The 26214-nt window shown below is 63.7% G+C and carries 29 protein-coding genes; 10 read left to right on the top strand and 19 right to left on the bottom strand.

The features are described 5' to 3' along the window. Positions 1–59: 59 nt before the first annotated feature. The 3 genes from tam to MUO32_RS08070 all read right to left on the bottom strand — a co-directional run bounded on the left by tam (position 60) and on the right by MUO32_RS08070 (position 1943). Positions 60–833 (bottom strand): trans-aconitate 2-methyltransferase, encoded by a 774-nt coding sequence (gene tam, locus MUO32_RS08080; RefSeq protein ID WP_257947698.1) that lies wholly within the window; start codon positions 831–833, stop codon positions 60–62. Position 834: 1 nt separating this feature from the next. After that, a complete protein-coding gene (locus MUO32_RS08075; RefSeq protein ID WP_257947697.1) occupies positions 835–1485 on the bottom strand; it encodes a haloacid dehalogenase type II in 651 nt (216 codons plus the stop codon). Positions 1486–1742: 257 nt separating this feature from the next. After that, on the bottom strand, positions 1743–1943 hold the full coding sequence (locus MUO32_RS08070; protein ID WP_257947696.1) for a hypothetical protein: 201 nt from the start codon (positions 1941–1943) through the stop codon (positions 1743–1745). A 167-nt stretch (positions 1944–2110) separates the two neighbouring features. On the opposite strand from MUO32_RS08070, the gene MUO32_RS08065 reads away from it, so the two are divergent. Together MUO32_RS08065 and MUO32_RS08060 are read left to right on the top strand one after the other, a co-directional pair. Further along, on the top strand, positions 2111–2563 hold the full coding sequence (locus MUO32_RS08065) for a hypothetical protein (RefSeq protein ID WP_257947695.1): 453 nt from the start codon (positions 2111–2113) through the stop codon (positions 2561–2563). A 119-nt stretch (positions 2564–2682) separates the two neighbouring features. Then, positions 2683–3090 carry a hypothetical protein gene (locus MUO32_RS08060; protein ID WP_257947694.1) on the top strand — a complete coding sequence of 136 codons (408 nt, stop codon included), beginning with the start codon at positions 2683–2685 and terminating at the stop codon, positions 3088–3090. Between the two features lie 43 nt (positions 3091–3133). Here MUO32_RS08060 and MUO32_RS08055 read toward each other — a convergent pair whose 3' ends face one another. Continuing rightward, a complete protein-coding gene (locus tag MUO32_RS08055) occupies positions 3134–4174 on the bottom strand; it encodes a zinc-dependent alcohol dehydrogenase family protein (protein ID WP_257947693.1) in 1041 nt (346 codons plus the stop codon). A 185-nt stretch (positions 4175–4359) separates the two neighbouring features. On the opposite strand from MUO32_RS08055, the gene MUO32_RS08050 reads away from it, so the two are divergent. Continuing rightward, complete coding sequence (locus MUO32_RS08050) at positions 4360–5244, top strand: branched-chain amino acid aminotransferase (protein ID WP_257947692.1); 885 nt, start codon at positions 4360–4362, stop codon at positions 5242–5244. A gap of 53 nt (positions 5245–5297) precedes the next feature. Here MUO32_RS08050 and MUO32_RS08045 read toward each other — a convergent pair whose 3' ends face one another. Further along, on the bottom strand, positions 5298–5690 hold the full coding sequence (locus MUO32_RS08045; RefSeq protein WP_257947691.1) for a hypothetical protein: 393 nt from the start codon (positions 5688–5690) through the stop codon (positions 5298–5300). Positions 5691–5897: 207 nt separating this feature from the next. On the opposite strand from MUO32_RS08045, the gene MUO32_RS08040 reads away from it, so the two are divergent. Next, positions 5898–6500 (top strand): superoxide dismutase, encoded by a 603-nt coding sequence (locus MUO32_RS08040; protein ID WP_257947690.1) that lies wholly within the window; start codon positions 5898–5900, stop codon positions 6498–6500. A gap of 90 nt (positions 6501–6590) precedes the next feature. On the opposite strand, the gene MUO32_RS08035 is transcribed toward MUO32_RS08040, so the two are convergent. Next, on the bottom strand, positions 6591–7289 hold the full coding sequence (locus MUO32_RS08035) for a YafY family protein (protein WP_257947689.1): 699 nt from the start codon (positions 7287–7289) through the stop codon (positions 6591–6593). A 122-nt stretch (positions 7290–7411) separates the two neighbouring features. On the opposite strand from MUO32_RS08035, the gene MUO32_RS08030 reads away from it, so the two are divergent. The 3 genes from MUO32_RS08030 to MUO32_RS08020 all read left to right on the top strand — a co-directional run bounded on the left by MUO32_RS08030 (position 7412) and on the right by MUO32_RS08020 (position 9625). Further along, entirely contained in the window at positions 7412–8047 is a 636-nt protein-coding gene (locus tag MUO32_RS08030; RefSeq protein WP_257947688.1) for a LysE family translocator, read from the top strand. A gap of 123 nt (positions 8048–8170) precedes the next feature. Then, positions 8171–8614 carry a cytochrome c gene (locus MUO32_RS08025; protein ID WP_257947687.1) on the top strand — a complete coding sequence of 148 codons (444 nt, stop codon included), beginning with the start codon at positions 8171–8173 and terminating at the stop codon, positions 8612–8614. 102 nt (positions 8615–8716) lie between these two features. After that, on the top strand, positions 8717–9625 hold the full coding sequence (locus MUO32_RS08020) for a cytochrome c (protein WP_257947686.1): 909 nt from the start codon (positions 8717–8719) through the stop codon (positions 9623–9625). 22 nt (positions 9626–9647) lie between these two features. Here MUO32_RS08020 and MUO32_RS08015 read toward each other — a convergent pair whose 3' ends face one another. The 7 genes from MUO32_RS08015 to MUO32_RS07985 form a co-directional block, all read right to left on the bottom strand. Further along, a complete protein-coding gene (locus MUO32_RS08015) occupies positions 9648–9887 on the bottom strand; it encodes a hypothetical protein (RefSeq protein WP_257948233.1) in 240 nt (79 codons plus the stop codon). A gap of 215 nt (positions 9888–10102) precedes the next feature. Then, complete coding sequence (locus tag MUO32_RS08010; protein ID WP_257947685.1) at positions 10103–10687, bottom strand: DJ-1/PfpI family protein; 585 nt, start codon at positions 10685–10687, stop codon at positions 10103–10105. Between the two features lie 25 nt (positions 10688–10712). Further along, entirely contained in the window at positions 10713–11213 is a 501-nt protein-coding gene (locus tag MUO32_RS08005; protein WP_257947684.1) for a GNAT family N-acetyltransferase, read from the bottom strand. Positions 11214–11439: 226 nt separating this feature from the next. Beyond that, complete coding sequence (locus MUO32_RS08000; RefSeq protein WP_257947683.1) at positions 11440–11892, bottom strand: hypothetical protein; 453 nt, start codon at positions 11890–11892, stop codon at positions 11440–11442. Positions 11893–11962: 70 nt separating this feature from the next. Beyond that, on the bottom strand, positions 11963–14296 hold the full coding sequence (locus MUO32_RS07995; protein ID WP_257947682.1) for a glucose/quinate/shikimate family membrane-bound PQQ-dependent dehydrogenase: 2334 nt from the start codon (positions 14294–14296) through the stop codon (positions 11963–11965). A 145-nt stretch (positions 14297–14441) separates the two neighbouring features. After that, the gene (locus MUO32_RS07990; RefSeq protein ID WP_257947681.1) at positions 14442–15926 is read right to left on the bottom strand and encodes a YdiU family protein; all 1485 of its coding nucleotides are present in this window, start codon (positions 15924–15926) and stop codon (positions 14442–14444) included. A 62-nt stretch (positions 15927–15988) separates the two neighbouring features. Beyond that, complete coding sequence (locus MUO32_RS07985) at positions 15989–17158, bottom strand: GNAT family N-acetyltransferase (RefSeq protein ID WP_257947680.1); 1170 nt, start codon at positions 17156–17158, stop codon at positions 15989–15991. A gap of 233 nt (positions 17159–17391) precedes the next feature. Between MUO32_RS07985 and MUO32_RS07980 the strand changes: the two genes are divergently transcribed. After that, complete coding sequence (locus tag MUO32_RS07980) at positions 17392–19437, top strand: caspase family protein (protein ID WP_257947679.1); 2046 nt, start codon at positions 17392–17394, stop codon at positions 19435–19437. Positions 19438–19513: 76 nt separating this feature from the next. On the opposite strand, the gene MUO32_RS07975 is transcribed toward MUO32_RS07980, so the two are convergent. The 5 genes from MUO32_RS07975 to MUO32_RS07955 form a co-directional block, all read right to left on the bottom strand. Beyond that, on the bottom strand, positions 19514–21607 hold the full coding sequence (locus MUO32_RS07975) for a S9 family peptidase (protein WP_257947678.1): 2094 nt from the start codon (positions 21605–21607) through the stop codon (positions 19514–19516). Between the two features lie 112 nt (positions 21608–21719). Beyond that, positions 21720–22175 carry a DUF6691 family protein gene (locus tag MUO32_RS07970; protein WP_257947677.1) on the bottom strand — a complete coding sequence of 152 codons (456 nt, stop codon included), beginning with the start codon at positions 22173–22175 and terminating at the stop codon, positions 21720–21722. Next, a complete protein-coding gene (locus tag MUO32_RS07965; protein ID WP_257947676.1) occupies positions 22172–22582 on the bottom strand; it encodes a YeeE/YedE family protein in 411 nt (136 codons plus the stop codon). Before MUO32_RS07965 ends, MUO32_RS07970 begins: the two co-directional genes overlap by 4 nt. Continuing rightward, positions 22579–22872, bottom strand: a complete 294-nt coding sequence (bigR, locus tag MUO32_RS07960) for a sulfite-sensing transcriptional repressor BigR (RefSeq protein ID WP_257948232.1) — start codon at positions 22870–22872, stop codon at positions 22579–22581. Before bigR ends, MUO32_RS07965 begins: the two co-directional genes overlap by 4 nt. Before the next feature lie 99 nt (positions 22873–22971). Next, positions 22972–24099, bottom strand: a complete 1128-nt coding sequence (locus MUO32_RS07955) for an AI-2E family transporter (protein ID WP_257947675.1) — start codon at positions 24097–24099, stop codon at positions 22972–22974. A gap of 166 nt (positions 24100–24265) precedes the next feature. Here MUO32_RS07955 and MUO32_RS07950 point away from each other — a divergent pair, with 166 nt between their 5' ends. Beyond that, on the top strand, positions 24266–24664 hold the full coding sequence (locus tag MUO32_RS07950; RefSeq protein ID WP_374708615.1) for a DUF930 domain-containing protein: 399 nt from the start codon (positions 24266–24268) through the stop codon (positions 24662–24664). A gap of 37 nt (positions 24665–24701) precedes the next feature. Here the strand turns inward: MUO32_RS07950 and MUO32_RS07945 are convergent, their stop codons facing one another. After that, entirely contained in the window at positions 24702–25574 is an 873-nt protein-coding gene (locus tag MUO32_RS07945; RefSeq protein ID WP_257948230.1) for a VOC family protein, read from the bottom strand. A gap of 305 nt (positions 25575–25879) precedes the next feature. Between MUO32_RS07945 and MUO32_RS07940 the strand changes: the two genes are divergently transcribed. Continuing rightward, positions 25880–26203: a TraR/DksA C4-type zinc finger protein gene (locus MUO32_RS07940; RefSeq protein WP_257947674.1), complete on the top strand. Its 324-nt coding sequence runs from the start codon at positions 25880–25882 to the stop codon at positions 26201–26203. Positions 26204–26214: the final 11 nt, after the last annotated feature.

The raw sequence follows: 26214 nt of genomic DNA, 5'->3' as shown, positions 1-26214 counted from the left end.
CAAGTCTTTTCGATCGGAAACTATGGAGGCGGGGGACGTCGTTCCCTCGCCTTCGTCCTTCAGCCTTTCACAGCCACGATGAACAGCCGCGGAAAGCGCAGCAACCGCCGGCCATCCGCCATCGGCGCATAGGCCCTGGCGATGCGGCTCTCGTAGTCCGCGAGGAAACCGTCGCGCTGCTCGGCCGGAATGCGGTCAAGATAGGGCCTGAGCCCCGTGCCTTTCACCCACTCCACGATCGCGGCGGCATCGGCCATAGGATGATTGTAGGCCGTGTGCCAGACGTCCACGCGCGCGGCCTTCGGACCGAGTGCATCCATATAGGCGGCAGGCGCGGGGAGCGGCTTGCGGCGCGGTGTCCCCGTCTCGAAGGCGCTTTTCCAGGGGCCGGCCAGCGCGCTTTCCTCCATCAGCAGGTGGGAGGGCTCGCATAGGTTGTCTGGCATCTGCACGGCCAGCACGCCGCCGGGGCGCAGGCCGTCCATCAGCTCGGCCAGAAGCGTGATGTGATCCGGCAGCCACTGGAAGACGGCGTTGGCGTAGAGCAGGGCGGAAGGCATCGGCGGGCGCCATGTCGCCAGGTCGCATTCGACGAAATCGATACCCGGCAGGCGCTGGCGGGCGGCCCTCAGCATGTCCGCCGCATTGTCGACGCCCTTGACGCCGCGGCCGGGAAAGCGCGCGGCCAGCAGTTCCGTGGAGTTGCCGGGGCCGCAGCCGAGGTCGAAGACCAGGCCGGCGACGAGATCGGCGGGCACCTGGGCGAGCAGATCGCGGGCCGGGCGCGTGCGCTCGTCTTCGAATTTCAGATATTGGGCGGCAGACCACGCCATGTCAGAGGCTTTCGAGCGAGGGCAGGATCAGCGACGGGCCGAGGTCGAAATATTCGTCCGGCATGTTGGCGCGGTTGATCCAGACGGTGCGGAAGCCGAATTTCGTGGCGCCGGCAATGTCCCAGCGGTTGGAGGACTGGAAGGAGACGACGTTGGGATAGAGCCGGTAGTTCGTCGTGACGAGATCGTAGACGCTGGGCGCGGTCTTGTAGGTCTTCAGCGCATCGACGGAGAAGATGTCGTCGATGACGGTATCGAGGGCGGCATTCCTCACCGCCGAGGCGAGCATGGACGGCGAGCCGTTCGACAGGATGGCGATATGCGCGCCGCGGCTCTTCAGCGCCTTGAGGACGGCAGGCACTTCCGGATAGCAGTCGAGCTTCCAATAGGCATCGAGCAGTTTCTGCCGCAGCGTCGGATCGACCCCGCCGACGCGCTTGAACGTATAGTCGAGCGCCTGTTCTGTCAGCTGCCAGAAATCGGCATAGGCCCCCATCAAGGCCCGCGTCCAGGAATATTCCAGCTGCTTGGCGCGCCACATTTCCGAAAAAGCCTGGTAGTTCGGCCCCACATCCCCGGCATGGCGCCGCACCGCCGCATGCACATCGAACAGCGTGCCATAGGCATCGAAGACATAGGCGGCATGGGACATGGACTGCGATTCCTCCAGCATTTACCGGCGATTGGCCGTTATCGGCGAGGGAATGTCAATTGCGGAGTTGGAGGTATGCGCTCCTCGGCGCCGTCTGCGATGCGCACCGAAGACGGGTTATGTGATGTATACCTCGCGGCCCTTGAACGCCGCCTTCCAATGAAGGAACAGATGGGCAAAAACTGCCATAATATCGGCTTTCAGTCCTGAGGAGACATTCATCGCTCCCCTTTGAACACCGGCGCGACGAGATCGCTTCACGACTTGCGAGCTTCCAGCCGCCGCTTGTCGTGCTCCACATGTTTGAAGCCCATTTCTGTCAGACGGAATTGGCGTTTCTGAAATTCCCCTCGAATAAGGATGAAGCCTTGCTCTTCGGCTTCGCTCAAGGTTTTCAGGCTTGTGCCTTTGGGGGGAGACTGCCAATCGACGCCATTGGCGCTGTGCAGCAACACCATTATCTTGATAATCTCGTTTCTCCACGACTGATGCATTCAGCAAGAACACATATCTCTGTGCTTGAGCCGCCGCAACGCCTGCTTACGGCCGATAGCGGACGACATATTCACTGGAAAGCGGCTATAGTCTAGCTGCATTCACAGCATGATCTTGAGCAGGAGAGCAGATGTCGGACCTTCCAGAAAGCATGAAATCGGACCTAATGGAGTGGAACAACGGTGGAGGCATAAGCCTCGCGGACTGGACAGCAAATACCGGGAACTTTTCACTCGCTGTCGGGTACTCTGAATTGTTCTGGCCTCGTTTTGTAGAGTTTGAGAAGTATGTTTTTCTGGAAGATTTTGGACTTGATGGCCTGCGTTCGTTCGAACAAGCGCCCGGAGCGACACGCCGCTCGATCGAACAGGTAATGAACCATCTACATGTGGCCGACATCCAACATTCAGCATGCACCGATGTCACGTCAGACAAACTTGTCATCTTAGGATGCCGCCTACGTGAAATTTATGCCGTTAAGTTGGCGTATGAATTTCCCGATCGAAAATTTTCCGTTGAGTTCTTTCAGCCAGATGATCCAGAAGAATTGGAAGGCTATCAGGTCACATTTTCGCAGACTTGAATGGACCACTGTCGACGCGCTGCCTCCAGCGTCTTCGAAGGTGCTGAATATTCAGAACCTTGAATTGGCTACTGTGCGGACGTATTCTGCCTAGTATGAGCGTTCATACACGAGAAGAGATGCGACGCATCTCGCGCCGGGCCAAGCGCGAATTTTCTGTTGCTTTGATGTCGGATACCAAGTGGCGCAAAGTGTTCAGGGCATGGGCAAATGTGTCCGCGACGGAAACGCAGATGATTGTAAAGTTTCTGGATGTTCCAGAGCCTCGGGTGATGCGTCTTCCGGGAGAATCTGCGCTTTCGTGTCCAAAACCTTACATCGACAGTTTGGAATACGGGCCGTGGGAACTATGTGCACTGGAATGGCTAGAAATCCCGGTTGTCGCGTCTTGGCCGCGGCAGGACGACGTGCCCCCACCAAAAATTGCCCAGGAAATTGGCGCCCTTCGCGCGGCAATAGACTTTCTGGGACAGTTGCCTCTCACTGAAACCGAGCAGGGACTAAGACTTGAAGGCTATCGACGGTAGCTGTTCTACGATCACGGGGATACGCTGAATACAACTTGTGCCCTCAGAACCGCGTAATCACGCTGATACCCAGATCCGTCGCCTTGTCCATCGCCATCAGCGCCGGCACGGCCTCCTCGAGGCTGATATGGCGGCCGATCAGTTTTTGCGGCGCAAGCTTGCCGCTTGTTATCATCGCCAGCATCGCGTCGTAGCGCCAGGCCTGCATGCCGTGGCTGCCGTAGATTTCCAGTTCGTGGCCGATGACCTGGGCCATGGGGATCTGCGGCGTCGCATGGTCGGCGAGCATCAGGCCGACCTGCACGTGCCGGCCGCGGCGGCGCAGGTTCTTGATGGAGTTGAAGCAGGTGACGGGCGAGCCGAGCGCGTCGACGGAGGCATGCGCCCCGCCGCCGGTCAGGTCCCGCACCGCCTCGGCGACATCGGCGACTTCGCGGGCGTTGATGGTGGCGACCGCGCCCATCTTGCGGGCGAAATCCAGCTTTTCGGCGGAAATGTCGATGGCGATGGGATTGGCGCCAAGGGCGGCGGCGATCATGATGGCCGAGAGGCCGACACCGCCGCAGCCATGCACCGCCACCCACTCTCCGCCTGTCACCCGCGCCTGATCCACCACCGCGCGGAAGGACGTGGCGAAGCGGCAGCCGAGGCTGGCGGCGGTGGCGTAATCGACGGCTTCCGGCAGGTGCACGAGATTTTGGTCGGCATAATCGATCGCGACATATTCGGCAAACGAGCCCCAATGGGTGAAGCCCGGCTGGAACTGTTCCTCGCAAACCTGCTGGTTGCCCGAGCGGCATTCGCCGCAATGGCCGCATCCGGACACGAAGGGTACCGTCACGCGCTGTCCCTCGCGGAAACGGCGCACGCCCGGACCTACGGCGACCACCGTGCCGGCCAGTTCATGGCCGGGCACATGCGGCAGCTTGATGTCGGCGTCGTGGCCCATCCAGCCATGCCAGTCGCTGCGGCAAAGCCCCGTCGCCTCCACCTTGATCACCACGCCGCCCTCGGCTGGCGTCGGGTCGGGCAGGGTGCGGATTTCAGGCGTGGTCTCGAAGGCCTCGTAATACATCGCGCGCATGGCTGTTCTCCCTTTGCCTTCTCTATCGCACGCACCCCGAAGGGCCTCAATCGCGCCATCCATGATAAGACCTGATACACCCATTCAACATCTTGAATGGACAAGCGGCGCGCGCTGTCGGAAGGCAATTGCAGCTTGACCGGCCCTGCCGGCCGGGCGTTTGATGGGCGAAAAGGAGTAGAACAATGCCAGTCGATACATCACCACGCTCGACGACCTGGACCTTCGTGGACGGCGAATGGATTTCGGGCAACCCGCCGCTGATCGGCCCCACCTCGCATGCCATGTGGCTCGGCTCGACCGTGTTCGACGGCGGCCGCTGGTTCGACGGCATCGCGCCCGACCTCGACCTGCACTGCCAGCGTGTCAACCGCTCGGCCGAGGCGCTCGGCATGAAGGCGACGGTCGCTGCCGAGGAGATCGAGACGCTCGCCTGGGAAGGCGTGAAGAAGTTCGACGGCAAGACGGCGATCTACATCAAGCCGATGTACTGGGCCGAACACGGCTCGCCGACCAGCGTCGTGGCGCCCGATCCGGACTCGACGCGTTTCGCGCTGTGCCTCTTCGAAGCCTCGATGGGCGATCCGAAGGCAGCGTCGTCGCTCACCCTCTCGCCCTTCCGTCGCCCGACGGTGGAATGCATGCCGACCGATGCCAAGGCGGGTTGCCTCTATCCCAACAATGCCCGCATGCTGGTGGAAGCCCGCCGCCGCGGCTTCGACAATGCGCTGGTGCGCGACATGCTCGGCAATGTCGCCGAAACCGCGTCGTCCAACATCTTCATGGTCAAGGACGGCGTCGTCTTCACGCCCGCCGCCAACCGCACCTTCCTCGCCGGCATCACGCGCACCCGCGTCATCGGCCTGCTGAAGGAGGCGGGTTTCGAGGTGGTCGAGACCACGTTGACGGTTGCCGATTTCGAGACGGCCGACGAGATCTTCACGTCGGGCAACTATTCCAAGGTGGTGCCGGTGACGCGTCTCGACGGGCGCGACCTGCAGCCCGGCCCGATCACCGCCAAGGCACGCGATCTTTATTTCGACTGGGCGCATTCCAACGGGGACGCCTGAACGACAAGAGCCGGTCGAAAGACCGGCTCTTCCGCTTTCAAGGGCGCGTGCGCCTATTCCTGCCCTGCGGCATCCTCGGTCTTGTTGTCGCCGGTCGCGGCCTTCTGCTCCGCCGCTGCCGCGCGCTCGCTTTCGCGCACCACATGCAGGAACTCGGCGGCAATCGGCGGCGAGACTTCCACCGTCTTCTTCTGCTTGTCGTAGATGCAGACATAGGTGATCTGGCTCTTGGCCTCCGGCGAAAGCCCCTCCACGGCGGCGATGCCGAAGGTTTCCGTGCCGGTCGGCTCGACGAAGACAGTTGGCGTTCCCAGCGCCTCGGGCAAGCTCGCAAGGCAGCTCTTCTCCACGTCGGCGCGGAACTCCTCCCAGGCATCGGAGGAGGAGGCGTGGGCAAGCGGGGCAGCAAGCGACATGCTAAGGACGGCGAGGGGGATGGCGCGCATGAAAAACTCCGGGTTGGCGGGGACGAACAAAATGTTTCGAATCGCGATTGGTTCCGCTTCGTCCTTGATCTGACACGCAAAACGGCAAGGATTTTGTCGAAGGTCAGGAAAATTTGGAATGCGGGCGGTTGCCTCTTCCGGTTGCCGCTCCTATGTTCCGGTCACGGATTTCCTTGAAAAATTCCGTCGCCAAGAGGAGACACCATAATGGCTTTCGAACTTCCGCCGCTTCCCTATGATTACGATGCACTCGCGCCCTTCATGTCGCGCGAAACGCTCGAATATCACCACGACAAGCACCACAAGGCCTATGTCGACAACGGCAACAAGCTGGCGGAAGAAGCCGGTCTCGCCAACCTCTCGCTCGAAGAGATCGTCAAGAAGTCCTACGGCACCAACCAGGGCCTCTTCAACAATGCCGGCCAGCACTACAACCACGTCCATTTCTGGAAGTGGCTGAAGAAGGACGGCGGCGGCAAGAGCCTGCCGGGCGCGCTCCAGAAGGCCGTCGACAGCGATCTCGGCGGCTACGACAAGTTCAAGGCCGATTTCATCGCGGCCGGCACCACGCAGTTCGGCTCGGGTTGGGCCTGGCTCTCCGTCAAGGACGGCAAGCTCGCCATCTCCAAGACCCCGAACGGCGAAAACCCGCTGGTCCACGGCGCAGAGCCGATCCTCGGCGTCGACGTCTGGGAACACTCCTACTACATCGACTACCGCAACGCCCGCCCGAAGTACCTCGAAGCCTTCGTCGACAGCCTGATCAACTGGGACTACGTCCTGGAGCGCTACGAAGCCGCCACGAAGTAATTCGCATCGCTGCGAGTTTCACGAAACCCCGGCCGGAAACGGCCGGGGTTTTTGTTTGTCCTGCCGCCATTCATTCGGCACGCGGCCGGATCAAGGGGAAGCCTGCCGGTTCTCCGCCCAGCCGGATATCCACAGCTGGCGCAAGCCATCCCCTTCGCCGCGGAAATGCGCACCCGTCCTCTCGCAGGCCTCCACCCGATCGGCGCGAAAGTTGCGGATGGCCTCGCGCAGGTCGCACCAGGCGACGATGTTGGCCGTTTCCGAATAGTAGATCAGCGCGATGGGGCGGATGGTGCGCTCGGTGGCGCGGGCATATTCGTCACGGTAATCGATGACGAGTTTTTCCTCGTCGCGGATGGCGCGGCGTACGGTGGCGAGATCGATGCCGTCGGGCTGGCGGGGCACGCTGCCCCAGGCATGCAGCGCTCGTGCGGAAAGGGTCTGGCGCAACGGCGGCGGCACGGCACCGGCAATCTTGTCGGCGACGCGGCCGGCGGCGGCTTTCAGCTCCGTGTCGCCCGTGCGTTCCAGAAGCGCCAGCGCCAGAACGATCGCCTCCGTCTCCTCGATGGAAAACATCAGCGGCGGCAGGTCGAAGCCGGGGCGCAGGATATAGCCTATCCCCCGCTCGCCCTCGACGGGCACGCGCATCGCCTGAAGGGCGGCGATGTCACGATAGATCGAGCGCACCGTCACCTCCAGCCGAGCCGCGATCTCCGCACCGGTCACGGGATGGCGGGCCAGCCGCAATATCTGGATGATCTCGAACAGCCGCGAAGCCTTGCGCATTGGTTTCCCCATCACAACTGACACAGCCCTGTCAGTTGGCTTCCTCTATAACATATCATCAAGCGCTTGAAAGAAAAGGCAGCATGGGGTTGCCGCGCTGAAACTGGCAACGGACAACTGACATGACTTACGCCGAAAACCTCTGGCTCTTCTTCCTGCTCCTCTCCGGCATCATCATCGTGCCTGGCATGGACATGGTCTTCGTTCTGGCAAGCGCCCTTTCGGGCGGGCGCAAGGCCGGGCTTTCGGCGACCTTCGGCATCATGGCGGGCGGGCTGGTGCACACGCTCTATGCCGCACTCGGCGTCGGCGTGCTCCTGCATTTCGCACCGCAGCTGTTCAACGTGCTCCTGGTCGCCGGTGCGCTCTATGTCGCCTGGATCGGCTGGCAGCTCTTTCGAAGCTCGATCGTCATCGACGCCATCGACAGCCTCGACCGACGGGGACTGATCACGCGTTTTCGCCAGGGCGCGCTGACGAGCCTGATGAATCCGAAGGCCTATCTCTTCATGCTCGCCGTCTTCCCGCAGTTCCTGCGCCCGGAATTCGGTCCCGTCTGGCGGCAGGCGACAATCATGCTACTGATGATCTGGCTAACGCAGCTTGCGATCTATGGCGGGCTGGTGCTCGCCGCAGCCCGCAGCCGCGATGCGCTGATCGGCAGCCCCGGAATCACCCGCTTCATCGGCCGTGCGGCGGGCGTCCTGCTGGTTGTCATTGCGGCGGTGACGCTGTGGCGCGGTTGGGGCGGCGCCTGATTTCGCAGCATTCCGGTTGTCAAAAAGATTTTACTTTCATCGAGTTCCTAAAATGCAATCATGCCCTTGCATCGTCAAACCGGCGGCGCGGAGACAACCGCCCGCCAGAATCGGGAGCAATCGATGAAGTTCAGAACTTTGGCGGCCGCCGCCGCGCTTGCCGTCATCGGCGCAGGCGCCGTCGTGGCGGCGGACGAGCCACAGGTCGTCCGCCAGGAGATGATGAAGAAGGTCGGCGGCGCCATGGGTGCGCTTTCCGGCATCGCCAAAGGCGAAAAGCCCTATGACGCGGAGGTCGTCAAGGCATCGCTCACGACGATGAGCGAAGTGGCCAAGGCCTTCCCGGAGCAGTTCCCGGTCGGTTCCGAAGCGGGCCACGAGACGGAAGCGAGCCCGAAGATCTGGGAGCAGATGGACGACTTCAAGGCGAAGTCCGCCAAGCTGGGCACGGATGCCGAAGCCGTGCTGGCGAGCCTGCCGGCGGATCAGGCGGCTGTGGGGGCGGCCCTCGGGGCGATCGGCCCCAATTGCGCAGCCTGTCATGAGGTCTACCGCATCAAGAAGTAAGCGGTAGACCGACCATCCCCGAAAAGACGCAGCACTGTCCCGGCGCCGGCCGCCGGGGCGGTGTCTTTATGTGATCCTGCGGTCAGCGAGAGGAAACGGCGCATGGCTCTCAAGAAATTCATCGGCGGCATCGTCGTTCTGGGCGCGATCGGCGCGGGCGCGTTCCTGTTCGTCACCGCGCCGCAGCGCCTGCCCGCCGAAACCTGGGCCGCGGCCGGCGAGCCGGATCTGGCCAATGGCGAGCGCATCTTCCATGTCGGGGGCTGCGTCAGCTGTCATGCGGCGCCCGGCGCGCCTGACGACCAGAAGCTCGTGCTGGCCGGAGGGCTGGGGCTCAAAAGCCCGTTCGGCACCTTCCACGCGCCGAACATCTCGCCGGACGAGACGGCCGGCATCGGCGCCTGGACGCTCGCCGAATTCGGTGATGCGATGCGGCGTGGTACGGGCCGCGACGGCGAACACCTCTATCCATCCTTCCCCTACGCCTCCTATGCGCGCATGACGGTGAAGGACGTGAACGACCTCTACGGTTATCTGAAAACGCTGCCCAAGAGTGCCAATGTCGCGCCCGGACACGACCTGCCGTTCCCCTTCAACATCCGCCTGGCGCTCGGCGGCTGGAAGTTCCTCTATCTCAACGAGGAGCCGCGCGTGACGCTCGCCGATGCCGACGAGACGGTGAAGCGCGGGCAGTATCTCGTCGAGGGCCCCGGCCATTGCGGCGAATGCCACACCCCACGCGACCTGCTCGGTGGGCTGAAGGTGGGGCAATGGCTCGCCGGGGGCCCTAATCCGGAAGGTGAGGGGCGCATCCCCAACATCACGCCGGCCGAAGGCGGCTTCGGCAGCTGGAGTGCGGGCGATATCGCCAGCTACCTCGAAACCGGCTTCACCCCGGATTTCGACAGCGTCGGCGGCTCGATGGTGTCTGTGCAGAAGAACATGGCCCAACTGCCGAAGGAGGACCGCGAGGCGATCGCAGCCTATCTGAAGGCGGTGCCGGCACATTGAGGTGATTGCGGTGCTCTGCGGATCATTGCAACCCTATCCGCCGCTCATACCACGCGAGCGGCGGATGATGCCGAGTGTCGTGACCTGCCTTTACGACCGCCGAATCCGATTTGGACTTGAAGACGAACGTGTCGATATTGTTGTTTCCGGACAGGATATCCGCGCCCGCGCCGCCATAGACCTTGTCGACACCGGAGCCGCCGTTGACGGCGTCGTTCCCGGCGCCGACCTTCAAAGTGTCGTTCCCGAGGCCGCCAAATATCCAGCGCGGATAGATCGAACCCTTTGGTTCCGATATTCTTCAATGTGATGACTGCCATGTGAATCCCCTTCAGGACAGTACAGGCGTCGGAAGAATGATCGGCAGCTCGCGTGACAGTGTCCTGTTTTGTCCGTGAACAGCACGGCATAGCCAGTACCTGGCTCGTCGCGGAAGACAGGGGTGGGTTGGCGGGGTATCAGACGCGGTGACGGACCTCAGCTGCCCACCTTGCGATGTTCATCCCCATACATGCCGAGATAGTCAAGCAGCTCGGGCGAGCCGAGGCCGATGGCATTGAGGATCTCTCGCGCAAACGAAACTGGTGCGGCGCCAGACGCGGTGATGACGCCGCTGTCGCGCACGGCCTGGGGCTGGTCGCGGTAGAGGGCGCCGCCGCGATAGGCGGGCACGACGTCCTTGAGCTGGCTGGAATAGTTGCCGGTATGGGCGCGCGCGTCGAGCAGGCCCAGGCGGCCGAGCGCCAGGGTCGCGTCGCAGATGCCGGCGACCGGCTTTCCGGCGTCGATGAAACGCCCGACCGGAGCCGAAAGGTCGGGCACGTCATCGCTCTGCCAGATCGTGCCGCCGCAAAGCACGAGCACATCGAAATCGGCCGGATCGGCATCTTCCGCCACGCCCGCGGATTGGACGGAGACGCCGCCGAGCGAGGTGACGTTCCCGCCGCCGGGCGTCAGGATGACCGTCTTTGCCCCGCATTCGTGGCGCGCGGTCGCCATCAGCAGGCCGCACTCCCAGTCGGCGTAACCCTCGGTCAGCACGATAGCCAGTCGCTTTGCCATGTCGGTGTCCTCCTGCTGTTGCGCCTCAGCCCAGAGCCTGTACGTAGCGCATGCCCGTGACGGGACCAGCGCGGAAATTCATTTGCTCGTAGAAGCGGTGCGCGCCGAAATTGCCGGTGGCGGCGCTGACGGAGAGGTAGCCGCAGCCGGCGATGCGGGCGTGCTCGCGGGCGCGCGAAACGAGGTGGCGGCCGATGCCGTGGCCACGATGGTCCTTGCGCACGAAGATCTGGTGCAGTTCCATGCCGCGCATGCCTTCGGCGGCACGGTACATCGGCACGAGAAGCGCGTAGCCGATCAGCCGGCCGCCCGCTTCGGCGACGAGCGCAGTGATCCACGGATTGGCGCCGAACAGGTCGCGGTCGAGATCGACGGCGGAGATTTTTGCGGTGTCGCCGTGGCATTCGGCGTGCAGTGCGATCATGTCGAGGATCTGCTGCAGGTCGCCCTGGCGCGCGGAGCGGATGGTCAGCATCGGCGGGCGTTCGAGGGCGGCAGGGTCTAGCTTGATGACGGTATTGTGCATTTCGGGCTCCTTGGTTCTTGTGCCATCAGGTGCCCTTTAAAACAACAAAGCCGCCTGATGGCGGCTTGTTGACATGATCAAACAGCCGCTCCTATCGGAACAGCCAAAAATACGTCGCGGCGATGTGCGTGCTCTTGATCATGTCGGCGATATTCTCGAAATCGCGGCTGTTGTCAATCGGCTTTTTCGCGCGGCCGGAAGACAGGGGAAATGAAGCGGAGGCTGGTCAGGCCTCCGCTTCCTCCGTACCGGCGGTGGATTGCCCGTCCGTGGCGCCGGCATGTTGGGTTTCGTCGATGCCGAGCTGTTCCTTGATGGCGCGGCGGATGTCTTCCTCGATCGCCTCGCGCTGCTCGTCGGGCAGGGCGGCGAGGCTCGCCTCGTCAAGGCCCATGCGGTCGAGGATTTCCTTCCGGAGGCGCTCGGCCGGCGTCATCTTGGAAAGCTCCATGAATTCGGCAACCAGGCTGTCGCTCTCTTCCTGCGCCTTCTCGACCTTGGCATTGGTGAGCCACAGCGCATTGGCAAGGCCCGAGGGCATCGTGCCTGCCGCGCTGACGGTCGGGATGTTGCGGGAGGAGGACGAGCCGGCATCGGCGCCGGTATAGGGGCTGCTGTCGCTTGTCGTACGCTGACGGTTGGTCGCGTAGGCCGAAATGAGGCTGCCGTCGATCTTCATGGAAAAGGTCTCCCTGAAAAATGTTCAGGGAGACCCATAGCGGTTGCAGCTTTTGCGAGACTTGTCGTTTCTACGGCAGCGTGTAGGCGATGACGTAGTCGCCCGGCTTGGTGCCGACCGAGCCATGGCCGCCCGCGACGATCAGCACATACTGCTTGTCGCCGACGGTATAGGTCATGGGTGTCGCCTGTCCGCCGGCGGGAAGGCGGCCTTCCCAGAGCTGCCGCCCGGTGGTGACGTCATAGGCGCGGATGTAATTGTCGACCGCAGCACCCAGGAAGGCGACGCCGCCCTTGGTGATGATGGGGCCGCCGATGCCGGGCACGCCGAGCTTGAAGGCCAGCGGCAGCGGCGTCATGTCCCGGACCGTGCCGTTCTTGTGCTTGTAGGCAATGTGACCGGTCGCAAGGTCCGCTCCCGCGACATAGCCCCATGGCGGCGCCTGGCAGGGAATGCCGAGCGGGCCGAGGAACGGTCCCATGAAGACGCCGTAGGGTGCGCCGTCATTGCGGTTGAGGCCCTGTTCGGAACCCTTTTCGCTCTGTCCCTTCGGCGGGATCTGGTCGCGCGGCACGAGGCGGGAGGTGAAGGCGAGATAGGTCGGCATGCCGAACATGATCTGCCGTTCGGGGTCCACCGCGACCGAGCCCCAGTTGAACGTACCGAAATTGCCGGGATAGACGATGGTGCCTTGCAGCGACGGCGGCGTGTAGCGGCCCTCGTATTTCATCGACAGGAAGTCGATGCGGCAGGCGAGCTGATCGAACATGGTGACGCCCCACATGTTCTTTTCCGTCAGCGGCGGCGGCGAGAAGGTGAGATCGGATATGGGCTGTGTCGGGGCGGTAAAATCTTCCGGGATTGCCCCGGTCGGCGCCGGGATCTCCTTGATGGGGATGATCGGCTCGCCGGTGCGCCGGTCGAGCACGTAGATGTCGCCCTGTTTGGTCGGACCGACGAGGGCGGGCGTGGTCGCACCGTCCCTGGTGATGTCGATCAGAACCGGCTGGGCGGGCACGTCCATGTCCCAGAGGTCATGGTGGACCGTCTGGCGTACCCAGCGCATGGCACCGGTCTTGATGTCGAGCGCCACGATGGAGGACGAGTACTTCTCGACATGTTCGCTGCGGCCCATGCCGAGCTGGTCCGGCACCTGGTTGCCGAGAGGCACATAGACGAGGCCAAGGGCTTCGTCATAGCTGAAGACCGACCAGGAATTCGGCGAGTTGACCGTGTAGACCTGACCTTCCGGCAGCGGGGTGGTGATATCCGGATTGCCGGAATCCCAGTTCCAGATCAGCGCGCCGGAATTCACGTCGAAGGCGCGGATGACGCCGGACTGTTCCTGCGTCGAATAGTTGTCGTTGACCGCGCCTCCGATGATGATCTTGCCATCGGTGATGGCCGGCGGCGAGGTGGAGTAGTAGTAGCCGGCCGGGTTGTACGGCATGCCCTTTTCAAGGTGCAGCACGCCGTTTTCGGCAAAGCTCGTGCAGACGTCGCCGGTGGCGGCATCGAGCGCGATCAGGCGGGCATCCGACGTCGGCAAATAGACGCGGGCGGCGCAGGCCGTGCCGGCGGTGGCTGCCGGATCGGCATAGTAGGTCACCCCGCGGCAGGTCTGGTGCTGGCGATCCGGGTTCATGCCGGAGTTGGAATCGAATTTCCATTTCTCCTTGCCGGTGGCGGCATCGAGCGCGATCGCCCAGTTATGCGGCGTGCACATATAGAGCGTGTCGCCCACTTTCAGCGGCGTCACCTGGTAGGTGGTCTCGCCGACATCGTCGGGCTTCTTCACGTCGCCGGTCTGGTATTGCCAGGCGACCGCGAGTTTCGAGACGTTCTCCGTGTTGATCTGGTCGAGCGGCGAATAGCGCTGGCCGTATTGCGTGCGGCCATACTGGTGCCACTCGCCCGCGGGTACGTTGCCACCGAGCGCGGGTGTCGCATTGACGACGTCGGTCGGCAGCGCGCCGGACAGATCGTGCGGATCCTGCGTCATCGAATAGCCGGCGACGGCGATCGCGACGACGACGGCGACGCCGAGCGGCAGGGCGGAGGCGGGGTAGGGCGTGCCGGTCGGGCTCGCAAAGCCGAGCGGGCGGCGGATCGCCGGCAGCATCAGCCACAGGCCGAGAAGCACGATGACGCCGCCGCGCGGGCCGAGCTGCCACCAGTCGAAGCCGACTTCCCAGACCGCCCAGCCGAGCGAACCGAGGATGATGAGGGCATAAAGCCAGAGCGCCGCGCTGGAGCGGCGGAAAAGCAGGATGGCCGTGACGAGGAAGGTAAGGCCGGTGACGAGATAATAGGGGCTGCCGCCGAGCGACAGCAGCCAACCGCCGCCGCCCGTCAGCACCAGACCGATGAGGGCGACGAGCGTAGCAGTGAGAGAAAGCAACATGATAGTCTCCGTGGCAATGTCGGCGGGGAGGGGCCGACATGACGTCCGGCTCAAGGAGGGACGCAGGAGAAATTAGGGCGGAAACGTGACGCTTCAATGTGTGCGATCACGCGATTTTGCATGGCTGCGATGTTCCTCCCGCGTTTCAGGTGCCGCAGAACGTCGCCGTGATTTCCTCGCCGGGCTTCGGCGGCTCGGCATAGGGGGCAAAGGCCGGCTGGTCCGTATAAGGCTTTGAAAGAACGTCGTTCAGCGCCTCGAACAGCGAAAAATCGCCGTGGTCGACGGCCGCCGTCAAGGCCTCGTCCACCTTGTGGTTGCGCGGGATGAAGGCGGGATTGGCCTTGCGCATCGCTTGCGCACGCGCCGAAGGCGTCGTCGCATCCTGCGAAAGCCGTTCGCGCCAGACGGAAAGCCACGGGGTGAGGGCGGCCGGGTCTTCCAGCAGCGCGCCGAGCGCGGCATCCGCGCGCGCATCCTCCGCGGCATCGGCAAGGCGCCGGAACGTCAGGGTATAATCGGCCTTCTGCTCGTAGAGCGTGACGAGCAGGTCGCGAATGAGGCCCTGATCGCCGTCCCGTTCGTCCTCGCCGAGGCTGAGCTTGGCGCGGATGACGATTTTCCAATGGGCCTGGAAACGGTCCATGAAGCGGGCGACGGCTTCGTTCGCCGCTTCCACCGCCTTGTCCTCGTTTTCGTCGAGGATCGGCAGCAGGGCCTCGGCAAGGCGCGCGATGTTCCACTGTCCAATGCCAGGCTGGTTGCCGAAGGCGTAGCGCCCGTGCTGGTCGATGGAGGAATAGACGGTGCGCGGATCGTATCGGTCCATGAAGGCGCAGGGGCCGAAGTCGATGGTCTCGCCCGAGATCGTCATGTTGTCGGTGTTCATCACGCCGTGGATGAAGCCGACGCCGAGCCATTTTGCGATCAGCGCGGCCTGCCGCTCCGCTACCGCGTCGAGCAGTGCCAGATAGGGTTTTTCGACGTCTTTCAGCTCCGGGTAGTGCCGCTCGATGACGTGGTCGGCGAGGATGCGGATGTTGTCCGTCTCGCCGCGCGCGGCAAAGAACTGGAAAGTGCCGACACGGATGTGGCTGGCCGCGACGCGCGTGAAGACGGCGCCGGGCAGCACCCGGTCGCGATAGACCGGCTGGCCGGTGGTGACGGCCGCCAGCGCGCGCGTCGTCGGAATTCCGAGCGCATGCATGGCCTCGCTGATGATGTATTCGCGCAGCACGGGCCCGAGCGCCGCGCGCCCGTCGCCACGGCGCGAATAGGGTGTCTGGCCGGCGCCCTTGAGCTGGATGTCGCGCCGTTTTCCCGCGCGGTCGATCACCTCGCCGATCAGGATCGCCCGCCCGTCGCCAAGCCGCGGCACGAACTGGCCGAACTGGTGGCCGGCATAGGCCATGGCGAGCGGCAACGAGCCGGGCAGCGGCGTGTTGCCGGAGAAATAGGCCGCACCGTGGCGCTCCAGCGCATCGGCGTCGAGGCCGAGTTCTGCGGCGAGCGCCCTGTTGAACGCAATCAGTCGCGGCGCTTCCACCGGGGTCGGATCGACCGGCGCGAAAAAGGCGTCCGGCAGGCGCGCATAACTGTTGTCGAAATGTATCGTCGCTGCGCCGCTCATGATCATCCATCCCTGCTGTTTGCCCTAGAGATAGGGACTTAAGGCCGGGAACGAAAGGTTTGTCAGGCGATCAGGAGGAAAAGGCCGAAACTCTGGCTGACCCGGGCGAGACGGCGCAGCCGGTAAGGCAGGCCATAATAGAGGCGCTTGAGGCCGGGGCGCAGGCGTGCGGTCCAGAGATGCGCATAGGCGCGGCCGGCGAGGCTGGCGGGCAGGGCATAGGACTGCAGCTCCACCGCACTGTTGCTCCAGCTGTCCTTGTAGTCGGCGGGATTGCCGAGCAGGTCATAGGTCTTCACGCCGCGCTCGATCAGCCAGCAGACCGTCATGTCCATCTGCACCTTGCCGGGCGAGGCCTCGCGCAGCGCCCAGTCGAAGGCGCCGAGATAGGCGTGGTAGTGGCCATGATGCAGAAAGCCGATCTCGCCCGCGATGAGCCGGTCGCCGGCCTTCAGGACGGAAAGACAGGCGCCGGACAACGCCGCCTCGTCCCCCGAAAGCGAAGCGAGAAAACGGTCGAATCCCTCGAAGGCGAGCCCCGTGCCGCGCCGGGCGGTCTCGCGCAGCCATTGGCGCTTGAAGGCGACGCAGGTCGCCACGCCTTCGGCAAAGCCGGCATCGCCGGGGAAGAGCACGGCAAAGGAGAGTTCGCCCTCGCGCGCCAGCGCATTGCGCCGTCGGTTGCGGTTGCGGCGCTGCGTCTTGCTGAGCGTCTCCGCATAGGCCTGCGGCGTCGCGAAGGCGGAAAGGTCCAGCATCGCCGCACTGTTGGCAAGCGACGCTAGCGGCGGCGTTTCGCCAAGCAGGCCGGCCAGCGCCGAGCCATCGGGCACGCCGTCGAGAACCATCAGGTCGTGGCCCGCAAGGCCGGTCAGCAGCCGGGCTGTCACCCCGCCATAGGCCGGGTCGGTCAGCAGATTGGCATATTGGCTATGCGGCCAGCCGAGGGGCTCCAGCCGCTTCAGCACGCCGCCCGACAACATCAGTGGCCAGACGGCAATCAGCCGCCCATCCCGCCAGAGCGTATGCACCTGCGGCCGGCATTTCGGGCTGGCAAAGGTCTCGATCCATTTGAGGCACCAGTCGGCGCTCTGGAAATAGGTGAAGGGGTTGCCGGCGCAGGCATCGAGATCGCGCCAGGCCGCAGCCATATCGGCCATGGCCGCGCGGTCGCGGAGCACGCGGTGCTCCACGCCGGCCTCGTCGGGCTGTGGGCGCGTCAGAAGGGTCATGCGCTTCCATTCGTCTCTGCGCGTGACGCTAGCAGCGGCATCTCAACAAAACCTTTCGCTCCCGCTTTTGTCCTTGCCACAGGTCTTGCTGCATCGGGGAGGATGGAATTTCATCGTCCTCTCCATAAGCAACCTGAATAAGCGGGCGGGTCGGCACGTCCCTTTCTCAGCAAACATGCGTGCATCCGGTCGGCAGGGCCGCGCACCATGTCGTTTCCCGGAGGGAGGATAACGTGCAGCGCAATGTCCAGTGCATGATCGGGCGGATGCTCGGGGCGCTCGCCGCCTGTCTTGTTCTCCTTACGGCCCCCGCCGCCTTTGCCGCCGAGCGTTATGCGCTCCTCATCGGCAATGCCGAGTACGAGGATGCCGAGCCGCTGGAAAACCCGCTGAACGACATCGATCTTGTGGGCGAGGCGCTGGAGCGGGCGGATTTCGACGTGACCCGCGTGACCGACGCCGACAACCTCGCCATGCTCTCGGCGCTGAACACTTTCACGCGTCGTGCGGAGAAGGCGCAGGACCCGGTGATCTTCGTCTATTTCTCCGGCTATGCCGTGCAGCTCGACGGCGACAATTTCCTGCTGCCGACCGATGCCTCCGGCCGCACGATGACAGGCCTCCGGAACCGCTCGCTGCCCGTCTCGCAGGTCAGCGATACGTTGCGCGGGATCGGCAAGGGCCTCAAGGTCGTGCTGTTCGATGCCGCTCATGAAAACCCGTTCCCGACGTTGCGCGATATCCCCGATGGCCTGGCCGAACCGAAGAACGCCACGGGCATCCACTACGCCTATGCCGCCGCGCCCGGCACCGCCTATGACTATGAGGGTACGCCGATCAGCCCCTTCGCCTCGGCCTTCGTCGATGCGATCAGCATCCCCGGCCTTGCGCTGGAAGACGCCTTCCGCAAGGTCGGCGACATCGTCAAGGAGCGCAGCAAGGGCAGACAGGAGATCTGGCAGAGCGACGCCGACTACGGCAAGTTCGCGCTGAACCCTGATGACGACAAGGTCGACGCGGCCGAAATCGCCTTCTACGAATTCGCTTCGCTTTCCGACAACCGCGAGGCCTATGACCGGTATCTCAGCCGCTACCCGAAAGGCATCTTCGCCACCATCGCGCAGCGTAAGATCGACCTTCTCGGCAAGCGCTTCGAGCGCGAGCACGAGGATACCGGCAACCTGCCATACCTGACCTTCTCCAACGACCAGCACGATCCCTGCGGCCGCTTCTCCTTCAACAACAGCGACCGCCGGCTTGGCGATCTCTACAAGGACGGCCAGCTGGCGCTTGTCGATTTTCGCTTCTGGGCTCCGCCGGAAAGCTGCGAGGACATCTCCTATTTCACGACCGTCTATTCGCACGAACGGCTGCGCAACATCATCACCTCGGCAGGCATTCCCGAGCGCCGCATCCGTGTGGCGACGCAGGATGACCTGAGCCCGAGCGAAGAGCGCGCGATCTACGACTATTTCGATGAGGATCGCCGTGGTTACGCGCAATCGCTGATGTTCCGCGCGATCAACGACGAACGCCGCCACGGCTTCGGCGTCGCGGTGAAGACGCCCGACGACAATGCACGCGAATATGTCGACGAAATCGATTGCGGTGACGGCTGCCTGCGTTTGCGCGGTCTCGTGCGCTTGCGCGACAACAGCGTGCGCTCGCTGGAAGACTACGAGCTGGAATTCGTCGATGTGCGCCGCCTCGGCTACTTCGACCGCTACCGCGACCTGCTGCGCGATTTCCCGGCCGACGCGCACGCTTCGAACGACCATTCAAGCCATGAAATGAAGCCGGAGACCAAGACGGACGCCTATGCGGACAACGGCAAGGCCGCCGCCGATGGCTACGGCTCGGACGCCGATCCCTACCGCGTGGCGCGCTCGGTCGCCGGCTGGGACATCGTGGCCGATCTGGGGAGCGACCGCCGCTTCCTGAACTGCCGCGCCACCCGCCGAGGCGACGGCGACCGTTCCGCCGCCTTCCGCTTGTACGGGGATGGCCATGTGACCTTCGGCTTCCAGGACGCGTCCTACGACTATGCCGACAGCCATGCGAGCGACGCGAAATACTGGATCGATGACGACAAGGGCTACGATGTCAGCGGCAAGGCCTATGGCCGCCAGGAGATCGCCTACGACCTCGGCAGCGATCGCTCCGTCATCGAGGCCCTGAAGCGCGGCAATCACATCCGCATCGGCGATATCAGCACCAGCCTCAAGGGTTCCACCGCGATGCTGAACGACTTGCAGGCCTGTGTAGGGGCCTTTCACTGATCCCGGTCAGGACGACCCTCTGACCGGAAACTTGATGACCGGTGCCCTTATGGCACCGGTCTTTCTTTTGGCAGGCTCACATCTTCCCCGCGACCTTGATCGCGAAGGCGTATTCGAAGGCGATCTCCTCCAGCCGCTGGAACCGACCCGAGGCGCCGCCATGGCCGGCGCCCATATTGGTCTTGAGGAGGATCGGTTCCGAGCCCGTCGTCTTCTCGCGCAGCTTCGCCACCCATTTGGTCGGTTCCCAATAGGTGACGCGCGGATCCGTCAGGCCTGATAGCGCGAGGATGGCGGGATAGGGCTTCGCCTCGACATTGTCGTAGGGCGAGTAGCTCGCCATCAGCTGGTAGAAGTTCTTGCTGTCGATCGGGTTGCCCCATTCGGGCCATTCCGGCGGGGTGAGCGGCAGCGTGTCGTCGAGCATGGTGTTCAGCACATCGACGAAGGGCACGGCGGCGATGATGCCGCCGAATTTTTCCGGCGCCATGTTGGCGATCGCGCCCATCAGCATGCCGCCCGCCGAGCCGCCCTCGGCGACGATGTTTGCGTAGGACGTGAACTTCTCTTGATTCAGATAGTCGGCCGCCGCGATGAAGTCCTTGAACGTATTGGTCTTCCTGTCCATCTTGCCATTTTCGTACCAGGCAAAACCCTTGTCCTTGCCGCCCCGGATATGGGCGATGGCGTAGACGAAGCCGCGATCGACGAGTGACAGGCAGTTGGTGTTGAAGGACGCCGGGATGGTGATGCCGTAGGCGCCGTAGCCGTAGAGCAGGCAGGGTGCCGAGCCGTCGAGCGGCGTATCCTTGCGGTAAAGCAGGGTGACGGGCACCGTCTCGCCGTCGAAGGCCGGTGCGAAGACACGGCGCGTGACGTAGTCGTCCGGATTGTGACCGGAGGGGACTTCCTGCGTCTTCAGGAGCGTGCGCTCGCGCGTCGCCATGTTGTAGTCGAAGAGCTGCGAGGGCGTCGTCATCGAGGAATAGGAGAAGCGGATGACGTCGGTGTCGTATTCCGCGGCCCCCGACAGGCCGAGCGAATAGGCTTCCTCGGCAAAGGCGATGGCGTGTTCCTCGCCGCTCTCGCGATCGCGCACGACGATACGCGGCAGGCCCTCGTGGCGCTCCAGCCAGACGAGGTGGCGGGCAAAGGCCATGTGGTTGAGGATGAGCGTGCCGGCGCGGTGCGGCACGACCTCCACCCAGTTCTCGCGGCCGGGCGCTGTCACCGGCGCCTGCATGATCTTGAAGTCCTTGGCGCCGTCGGCATTGGTCAGGATGTAGAAGACGTCGCCGCCCTCCGTCATCGAATATTCGAGGCCCGTCTGGCGCGGCGCGACGATGACGGGATTGGCGAGCAGGTCATTGGTGGAGAGCAGGCGGTATTCGCTCGTCTCGTGGTCGTGGATGTCGATATAGATGACGTCGTCGAGAAGGGAGCCGCCGACCGACATGAAGAAGCCCGCATCCTTCTCCTCGTAGACCAGCCGGTCGTTCTCCTGGCGTTCGCCGAGGATGTGGTGGAAGATTTTCGACGGGCGATGGTTCTCGTCGAGCGCGGTGTAGAAGAAGCTCTTCGCATCGGGTGCCCAGACGCCGTCGCCGCCGGAATTGACGATCTCGTCCGCCCGGTCCTCGCCGGTTGCGAGGTCGCGCACCTTCAGCGTGAAGTATTCCGAACCCTTGTCGTCATAACCCCAGATGCCGATGGAGTGATCGGTCGCATGGTCGATGCCGGAAAGGCGGAAATAGTCCTTGCCGGCGGCCTCCTTGTCGCCATCGAGCAGGATCACCCGTTCGCCGCCGTCGCGCGGCTCGCGGAAAAAGCGCGGTTGTTCGCCGCCGGTGACATAGGCGGTGCCATAGGCATAGGGGCCGTCCTTCACCGGAACCGAGCTGTCGTCCTCCTTGATGCGGCCGCGCATCTCGGCGAACAGCACCTTCTGCAGCGCTTCGGTGTCGGCCATCGCCGCGTTCATATAGGCGTTTTCGGCTTCCAGATGGGTGCGGATGTCGGGCTGGAGGATCGAGGGATCCTTGAACATCGCCTGCCAGTTCTCGTCGCGGAACCAGGCATAGTCGTCGCGACGGGTGATGCCGTGACGGGTGTCCTCCTGCGGCTTCTTGGCAGCGACGGGGGCGGCGGGCAGATTCTTGAAGACAGGCAAGATGTCACTCCGGGAAATCGGTCGGCGGGGGCGGCAATCGCGAAAAAAGCGTAAAGGCTTTCTGTTCGCAACTGTGTCGGGACAAGAGAGATAGAGAGCTGGATGCTTCGCATCAAGCCGGAAGGTTGCCTTCGCCTCGCGGACGGCGAACGAAAAGGCGGTCGTGCAGGATCATGCCGGCCAGCATGAAGAACACGAAGACGAGCGGCTCGACGAGGCCGAGCGAGAGAACGGCCACTGCCGGGCCGGGGCAGAAGCCGCCGATGCCCCAGCCGATGCCGAAAAGCGCGGAGCCGAGCACCAGCCGCCGATCGATCGCGCGGTTTTCCGGCAGATGGAACCGGACGTCGAAGGCGGGGCGTTTGAGACGGCCGATCAGCCGCAGGCCGAGGAACATGACGGTGACGGCGCCGCCGAGCACGAAGGCGAGGCTCGGATCCCACGCGCCTGTCACGTCGAGAAAGCCCTGCACGCGGGCGGGATCGAGCATGCCGGACAGGGCAAGGCCGAGGCCGAAGATTGCGCTGGAGACGAGGGCTGCGAGCATTTGCAGGATGGGGCGGGTCACAGGCCGAAACCTCGCAAGATCGTAACGGCGAGGACGCCGGCAAGGAGGAAACTCGCGACGGCGGCGAAGGCGCGGGGTGACAGCCGGGCGAGGCCGACGACGCCATGGCCGCTGGTGCAGCCGGAGCCCATCCGCGTGCCGAAGCCGACGAGCAGTCCGGCGATGGCGATGAGAGGCAGCGGCGTCGTGACCGTCACGGCCGGCCAGCCGCCGGCAAACATATGATAAAGCACGGGCCCAGAGAGCAGGCCGGCGACGAAGCCGGCATTGACGGCGACGTTCACGCCCTGCGCCAGCCGGCCGACGATACCGCTCACGCCGGCGACGCGGCCGTTGAGGGCAAGCAGCAGGAGGGCGGATAGGCCGATCAGCATGCCGCCGAAGAGGGAGGGAAGGTAGGCTGTCATTGGCGCGCATGCTCCTCGCAAAAAATGCCGTGCAGGGCTTCGACGAGCCGCGCGGCCTTTTCCCCGGTCAGGCGATAGAATATCTGCTTGCCCTCCCGCCGCGTCTCGACGATGCCGGCCTCGCGCAGCACGTTCAACTGCTGCGACAGGTTCGGCTGGTGGAGGCCAAGCGCCTCTTCCAGCGCGCTGACGGCGTATTCGCGGTCGACAAGGCTGCAGACCAGCATCAGCCGGGCGGGATGGGCAAGCGTCTTCAGAAGGCCCGCGACCTCCGTCGCCTGCGACGCCATCGCATCCGCGGTTGTGGATTGACGAAAGGTCAAGCGCGGCTCCTGACGAGAACAATATACATTTTCATATAATGTATATTGTTCTCGCGCAAGTCCGGGTCAGCCCGGCAGGGTGCGACGGGCCTTGCGTTTTGCGGGGCGCAGTTCGTCGGCGATGGTCATGCCGATGATGGAGAGGGGAAGTGCCAGCATGGCGCCGGCGGCCCCCCACATCCAGGTCCAGAAGATGATGGCGGTGAAGATGATGAAGGCGTTGACCTCCAGCCGTTTTCCCATCACCGCCGGCATGACGAGATTTTCCATGGCGAGATGCACGATGAAGAAGGCGAGTGCCGGCAGCAGGCCCATCGTGACCGTGTCATGCGTGAGAAGGCCTGCGGTGGCGAGCGCGATCGTCATCAGCGTGACGCCGAGGAAGGGCACGAAGCTGGAGATGAAGGCAAAGAGCCCCCAGAGCGCCGGCATGGCAAGCCCGCCGCCCCAGGTGATGAGCGTGGTGACGATGCCGAGCCCGCCATAGACGAGTGCCGCGGTGGCAAAGTAGTAGCCGAGCGCGCTGTCGATGGCGTTCATGATGCGGATGGTGGTGAGGCGCTGGCCGCGACGGGGAAAGGCCATGATGATCATCTGGCGCAGCTTCAGCCGGGCCGACAGGAAGAGCACGAGCGCGGCGAAGAAGATCATGCCCTGCAGCAGGGCAGGCGTCAGGTTGGAGGAGAGGATGCCAAGGATGCTGCCGGTATTTTCCAGCACCTTTTCCATCGACATCTGCCCGGACTGGAAGGTTTCCGGATGGATGCTGAGCCAGCCGAGGCGCGAAAACATCGGCGTGATCCGGTCATAGGCGCCCCGCACCAGATCCGGCGCATTGGCGGCAAGCTGGGCGATGGGGTCGGCAAGCAGGCCGGCGACGAGGAAGAGGCCGAAGCCGAAGGCACCCGCAAGCAGCAGGGCCGTCGGCAAAGGCGGGATGCCGAATTCGTTCAGTTTCTCCGCCGCCACCCCGAAGATCAGGCCGGTGACGACCGCGAGCGACAGCGGAATGAGGATCGGCGCCATCAGGTAGACCACACCCATCGCCATGATGAAGAAGATGCCGATTGCCGCCCAGTCGCCGGCCATGCCGAGCCCCGGACGGCGGGGTGCGTCTTCCGCAAGATCTTTTTCGATGTCGAGAGTGCCTCTCATGAGGCGCCGTTCGGCCGGCTTTGCTGCCGTGTCGTGCATGGTGTTTTCCCCAGTTCGCGCGATGAACGCACCGCAGAGAGGGAAGTTCCATAAGCATCCGCAGTTGAAACCGGAGGTGGGTTGCCGGCTGTCGTCAAATCGACATATTGCGCGCTGACCCCGAATTAAGACGTCGGAAATGACGCCACGAAGAGGAGTGACACCTTTGAAACGGCAGGCAACCGGGCTTCTCGCCGCCCTCTGCACCCTGACGCTGGCATCGCCGGCCTTGTCCATCGATGCCCGCATCCGCGGTCAGCTGGAGAAGCTGACGCCGGAAGAGCGGCTGGAACAGCGCTGCGACATGGAGGCGATGGATCAGATCGGCGACGCCAAGGACGGTTTTCGTCCCGACAAGGTGATCGCCTACGCCTTCGGCGATCCCAAGCTCGACGGCACGACCTTCAAGACGAAGGGCGCGGTCTTCCGCAGCAAGGGCGAATGGTATCGCCTGTCCTACAAATGCGAGGCCAGCGCCGACCGGCTGGACGTCAACGCGTTCAAGTACAAGATCGGCGATCAGGTGCCGCACGAGGAGTGGGCGGCGCATTATCTGTATGATTGAAAAGGCCGGCGCGTTCTGAACGCGCCGGCTGTCATGCTCAGGCCGAAAGCTTCAGCCCGATGCCCCAGGGATCGACGAGCGAGACGGTGTCGCCGGAGCGGGTGGTCGCAAGCGAGAGTTCATCCAGCTTGGCGACGGCCGCATCGAGCTTGGCCTTGTCGTTGAAGCGGATCGTGTAGTCGGCAAGGCCGGTCATGCCGTTCTGGCGCTTCGGCTGCCCCCGCGAATTCCAGACATTGGCCGCCACATGGTGGTGGTATTTGCCCGTCGCGAAGAAGCTTGCGCCCGGATAGGTCGTCATGATGTCGAGACCGAGCACGCCGTTGAAGAAGGCGTTGGCTTCCGGAATATCGGAAACCTGCAGGTGGATATGGCCGATGACCGTGCCGTTTTCCTGTCCTGTCCAGCCGTCCTTCGGCGCTTCGTCATAAAGCGCCTGCAGGTCGAGCCGGTTCGTCGCCATCTTCACCGTGCCGTCGGGCACATAGGTCCATTCGGACCGGTCGCGGTCGCGATAGATCTCGATGCCGTTGCCCTCGGGGTCGTCGAGATAGATCGCCTCGCTGACGAGATGATCCGACGCGCCGGTGAGCTGGACATTGTTGTGCGCGGCATGCGCCAGCCAGCGGCCCAGCTCCTTGCGATCAGGCACGAGGAAGGCGGTGTGGAAGAGGCCGGGCGCATTGCGCGGCGCGCGCGCCGCATTGCTGCCGGTCGAAAGCGTGAGCAGCGGCCGGCCGGCAACGCCGAGCGTCTCGCCGGATGCGGCACTATCCAGCACCGTCAGGCCCATGACCTGTTGATAGAAGGCCGAGGTCATCGGCAGGTCGACCACCGTCAGGTGCGAGTGGTCGACGAAGGCTGGCATGTCTACGGCGTGGGTGCTGGTATCGGTCGTTGCATCGGTCATGGGGGCGGTCTCCGCGTGCGTGGGGCCGGCCTTGGCGACGGCGATGCCGGCGGCGGCAGCGCCGAGGAACGTTCGTCTGTCGAGGTCCGTCATGATTGTCATCCCTTTGTCGGTTTCCCTCGGAAACCGTTGTGTCGAGGAGGAATATGGCGGAACAGCAGCGTTCACGAAAGATGGCGTTTCAACGATTTACTGTCAACGCCACGTTGACGACGTGGTGTGGGAACTTGATTCTGATCAATGCCGGTTTACAATGAGGATGCCATTTTTCCCCGGATGCATTTCAACGAAGGGAGACCGCAATCGTGACGGATCTGGCGCAGTACAAGGACATTCTTCTCACCCGCAAGCGCGAGCTTTACAGCCGGCTGAACAGGATCGAGACGGATCTCGACACGCTGAAGAGCGGCGACAGCGCCGACCGCGCCATCGAGCGCGAGAACGACGAGGTGCTGGAGGAGTTCGGTGCGACCGGTCTCAAGGAGCTGAAGGCGATAGACGCCGCGCTCGACCGTGTCGCGGCCGGCACTTTCGGCACCTGCGCCAAGTGCGGCAATGCCATTGCGCCCGCGCGTCTTGCCGCCGTGCCGCATGCCGCGCTTTGCGAGGCGTGCATCGCGCAGACGTAAAGAACGGCAAC

It is taken from the genome of Shinella sp. CPCC 101442 (assembly GCF_024704725.1).
In the GTDB taxonomy this organism is placed as follows: Bacteria; Pseudomonadota; Alphaproteobacteria; order Rhizobiales; family Rhizobiaceae; genus Shinella.
The sequence above is the reverse complement of the archived record's forward strand: the minus strand, read 5'-3'. Positions and strand labels throughout refer to the sequence as shown.

Bases quoted from the DNA above. Each gene is read 5' to 3' on its own strand.
- MUO32_RS07985 (WP_257947680.1), bottom strand. From the start codon at position 17,158: ATGACCCTTCTGACGCGCCCACAGCCCGACGAGGCCGGCGTGGAGCAC.
- MUO32_RS08070 (WP_257947696.1), bottom strand. From the start codon at position 1,943: ATGGTGTTGCTGCACAGCGCCAATGGCGTCGATTGGCAGTCTCCCCCC.
- MUO32_RS08060 (WP_257947694.1), top strand. From the start codon at position 2,683: ATGCGACGCATCTCGCGCCGGGCCAAGCGCGAATTTTCTGTTGCTTTG.
- tam (WP_257947698.1), bottom strand. From the start codon at position 833: ATGGCGTGGTCTGCCGCCCAATATCTGAAATTCGAAGACGAGCGCACG.
- MUO32_RS08035 (WP_257947689.1), bottom strand. From the start codon at position 7,289: ATGCGCAAGGCTTCGCGGCTGTTCGAGATCATCCAGATATTGCGGCTG.
- MUO32_RS08045 (WP_257947691.1), bottom strand. From the start codon at position 5,690: ATGCGCGCCATCCCCCTCGCCGTCCTTAGCATGTCGCTTGCTGCCCCG.
- MUO32_RS08025 (WP_257947687.1), top strand. From the start codon at position 8,171: ATGAAGTTCAGAACTTTGGCGGCCGCCGCCGCGCTTGCCGTCATCGGC.
- MUO32_RS08075 (WP_257947697.1), bottom strand. From the start codon at position 1,485: ATGTCCCATGCCGCCTATGTCTTCGATGCCTATGGCACGCTGTTCGAT.
- MUO32_RS07995 (WP_257947682.1), bottom strand. From the start codon at position 14,296: ATGTTGCTTTCTCTCACTGCTACGCTCGTCGCCCTCATCGGTCTGGTG.
- MUO32_RS07990 (WP_257947681.1), bottom strand. From the start codon at position 15,926: ATGAGCGGCGCAGCGACGATACATTTCGACAACAGTTATGCGCGCCTG.
- MUO32_RS07965 (WP_257947676.1), bottom strand. From the start codon at position 22,582: ATGACAGCCTACCTTCCCTCCCTCTTCGGCGGCATGCTGATCGGCCTA.
- MUO32_RS08000 (WP_257947683.1), bottom strand. From the start codon at position 11,892: ATGAAGATCGACGGCAGCCTCATTTCGGCCTACGCGACCAACCGTCAG.
- MUO32_RS08040 (WP_257947690.1), top strand. From the start codon at position 5,898: ATGGCTTTCGAACTTCCGCCGCTTCCCTATGATTACGATGCACTCGCG.
- MUO32_RS07945 (WP_257948230.1), bottom strand. From the start codon at position 25,574: ATGACCGATGCAACGACCGATACCAGCACCCACGCCGTAGACATGCCA.
- bigR (WP_257948232.1), bottom strand. From the start codon at position 22,872: ATGGCGTCGCAGGCGACGGAGGTCGCGGGCCTTCTGAAGACGCTTGCC.
- MUO32_RS08010 (WP_257947685.1), bottom strand. From the start codon at position 10,687: ATGGCAAAGCGACTGGCTATCGTGCTGACCGAGGGTTACGCCGACTGG.
- MUO32_RS07955 (WP_257947675.1), bottom strand. From the start codon at position 24,099: ATGCACGACACGGCAGCAAAGCCGGCCGAACGGCGCCTCATGAGAGGC.
- MUO32_RS08055 (WP_257947693.1), bottom strand. From the start codon at position 4,174: ATGCGCGCGATGTATTACGAGGCCTTCGAGACCACGCCTGAAATCCGC.
- MUO32_RS08005 (WP_257947684.1), bottom strand. From the start codon at position 11,213: ATGCACAATACCGTCATCAAGCTAGACCCTGCCGCCCTCGAACGCCCG.
- MUO32_RS08020 (WP_257947686.1), top strand. From the start codon at position 8,717: ATGGCTCTCAAGAAATTCATCGGCGGCATCGTCGTTCTGGGCGCGATC.
- MUO32_RS08030 (WP_257947688.1), top strand. From the start codon at position 7,412: ATGACTTACGCCGAAAACCTCTGGCTCTTCTTCCTGCTCCTCTCCGGC.
- MUO32_RS08050 (WP_257947692.1), top strand. From the start codon at position 4,360: ATGCCAGTCGATACATCACCACGCTCGACGACCTGGACCTTCGTGGAC.
- MUO32_RS08065 (WP_257947695.1), top strand. From the start codon at position 2,111: ATGTCGGACCTTCCAGAAAGCATGAAATCGGACCTAATGGAGTGGAAC.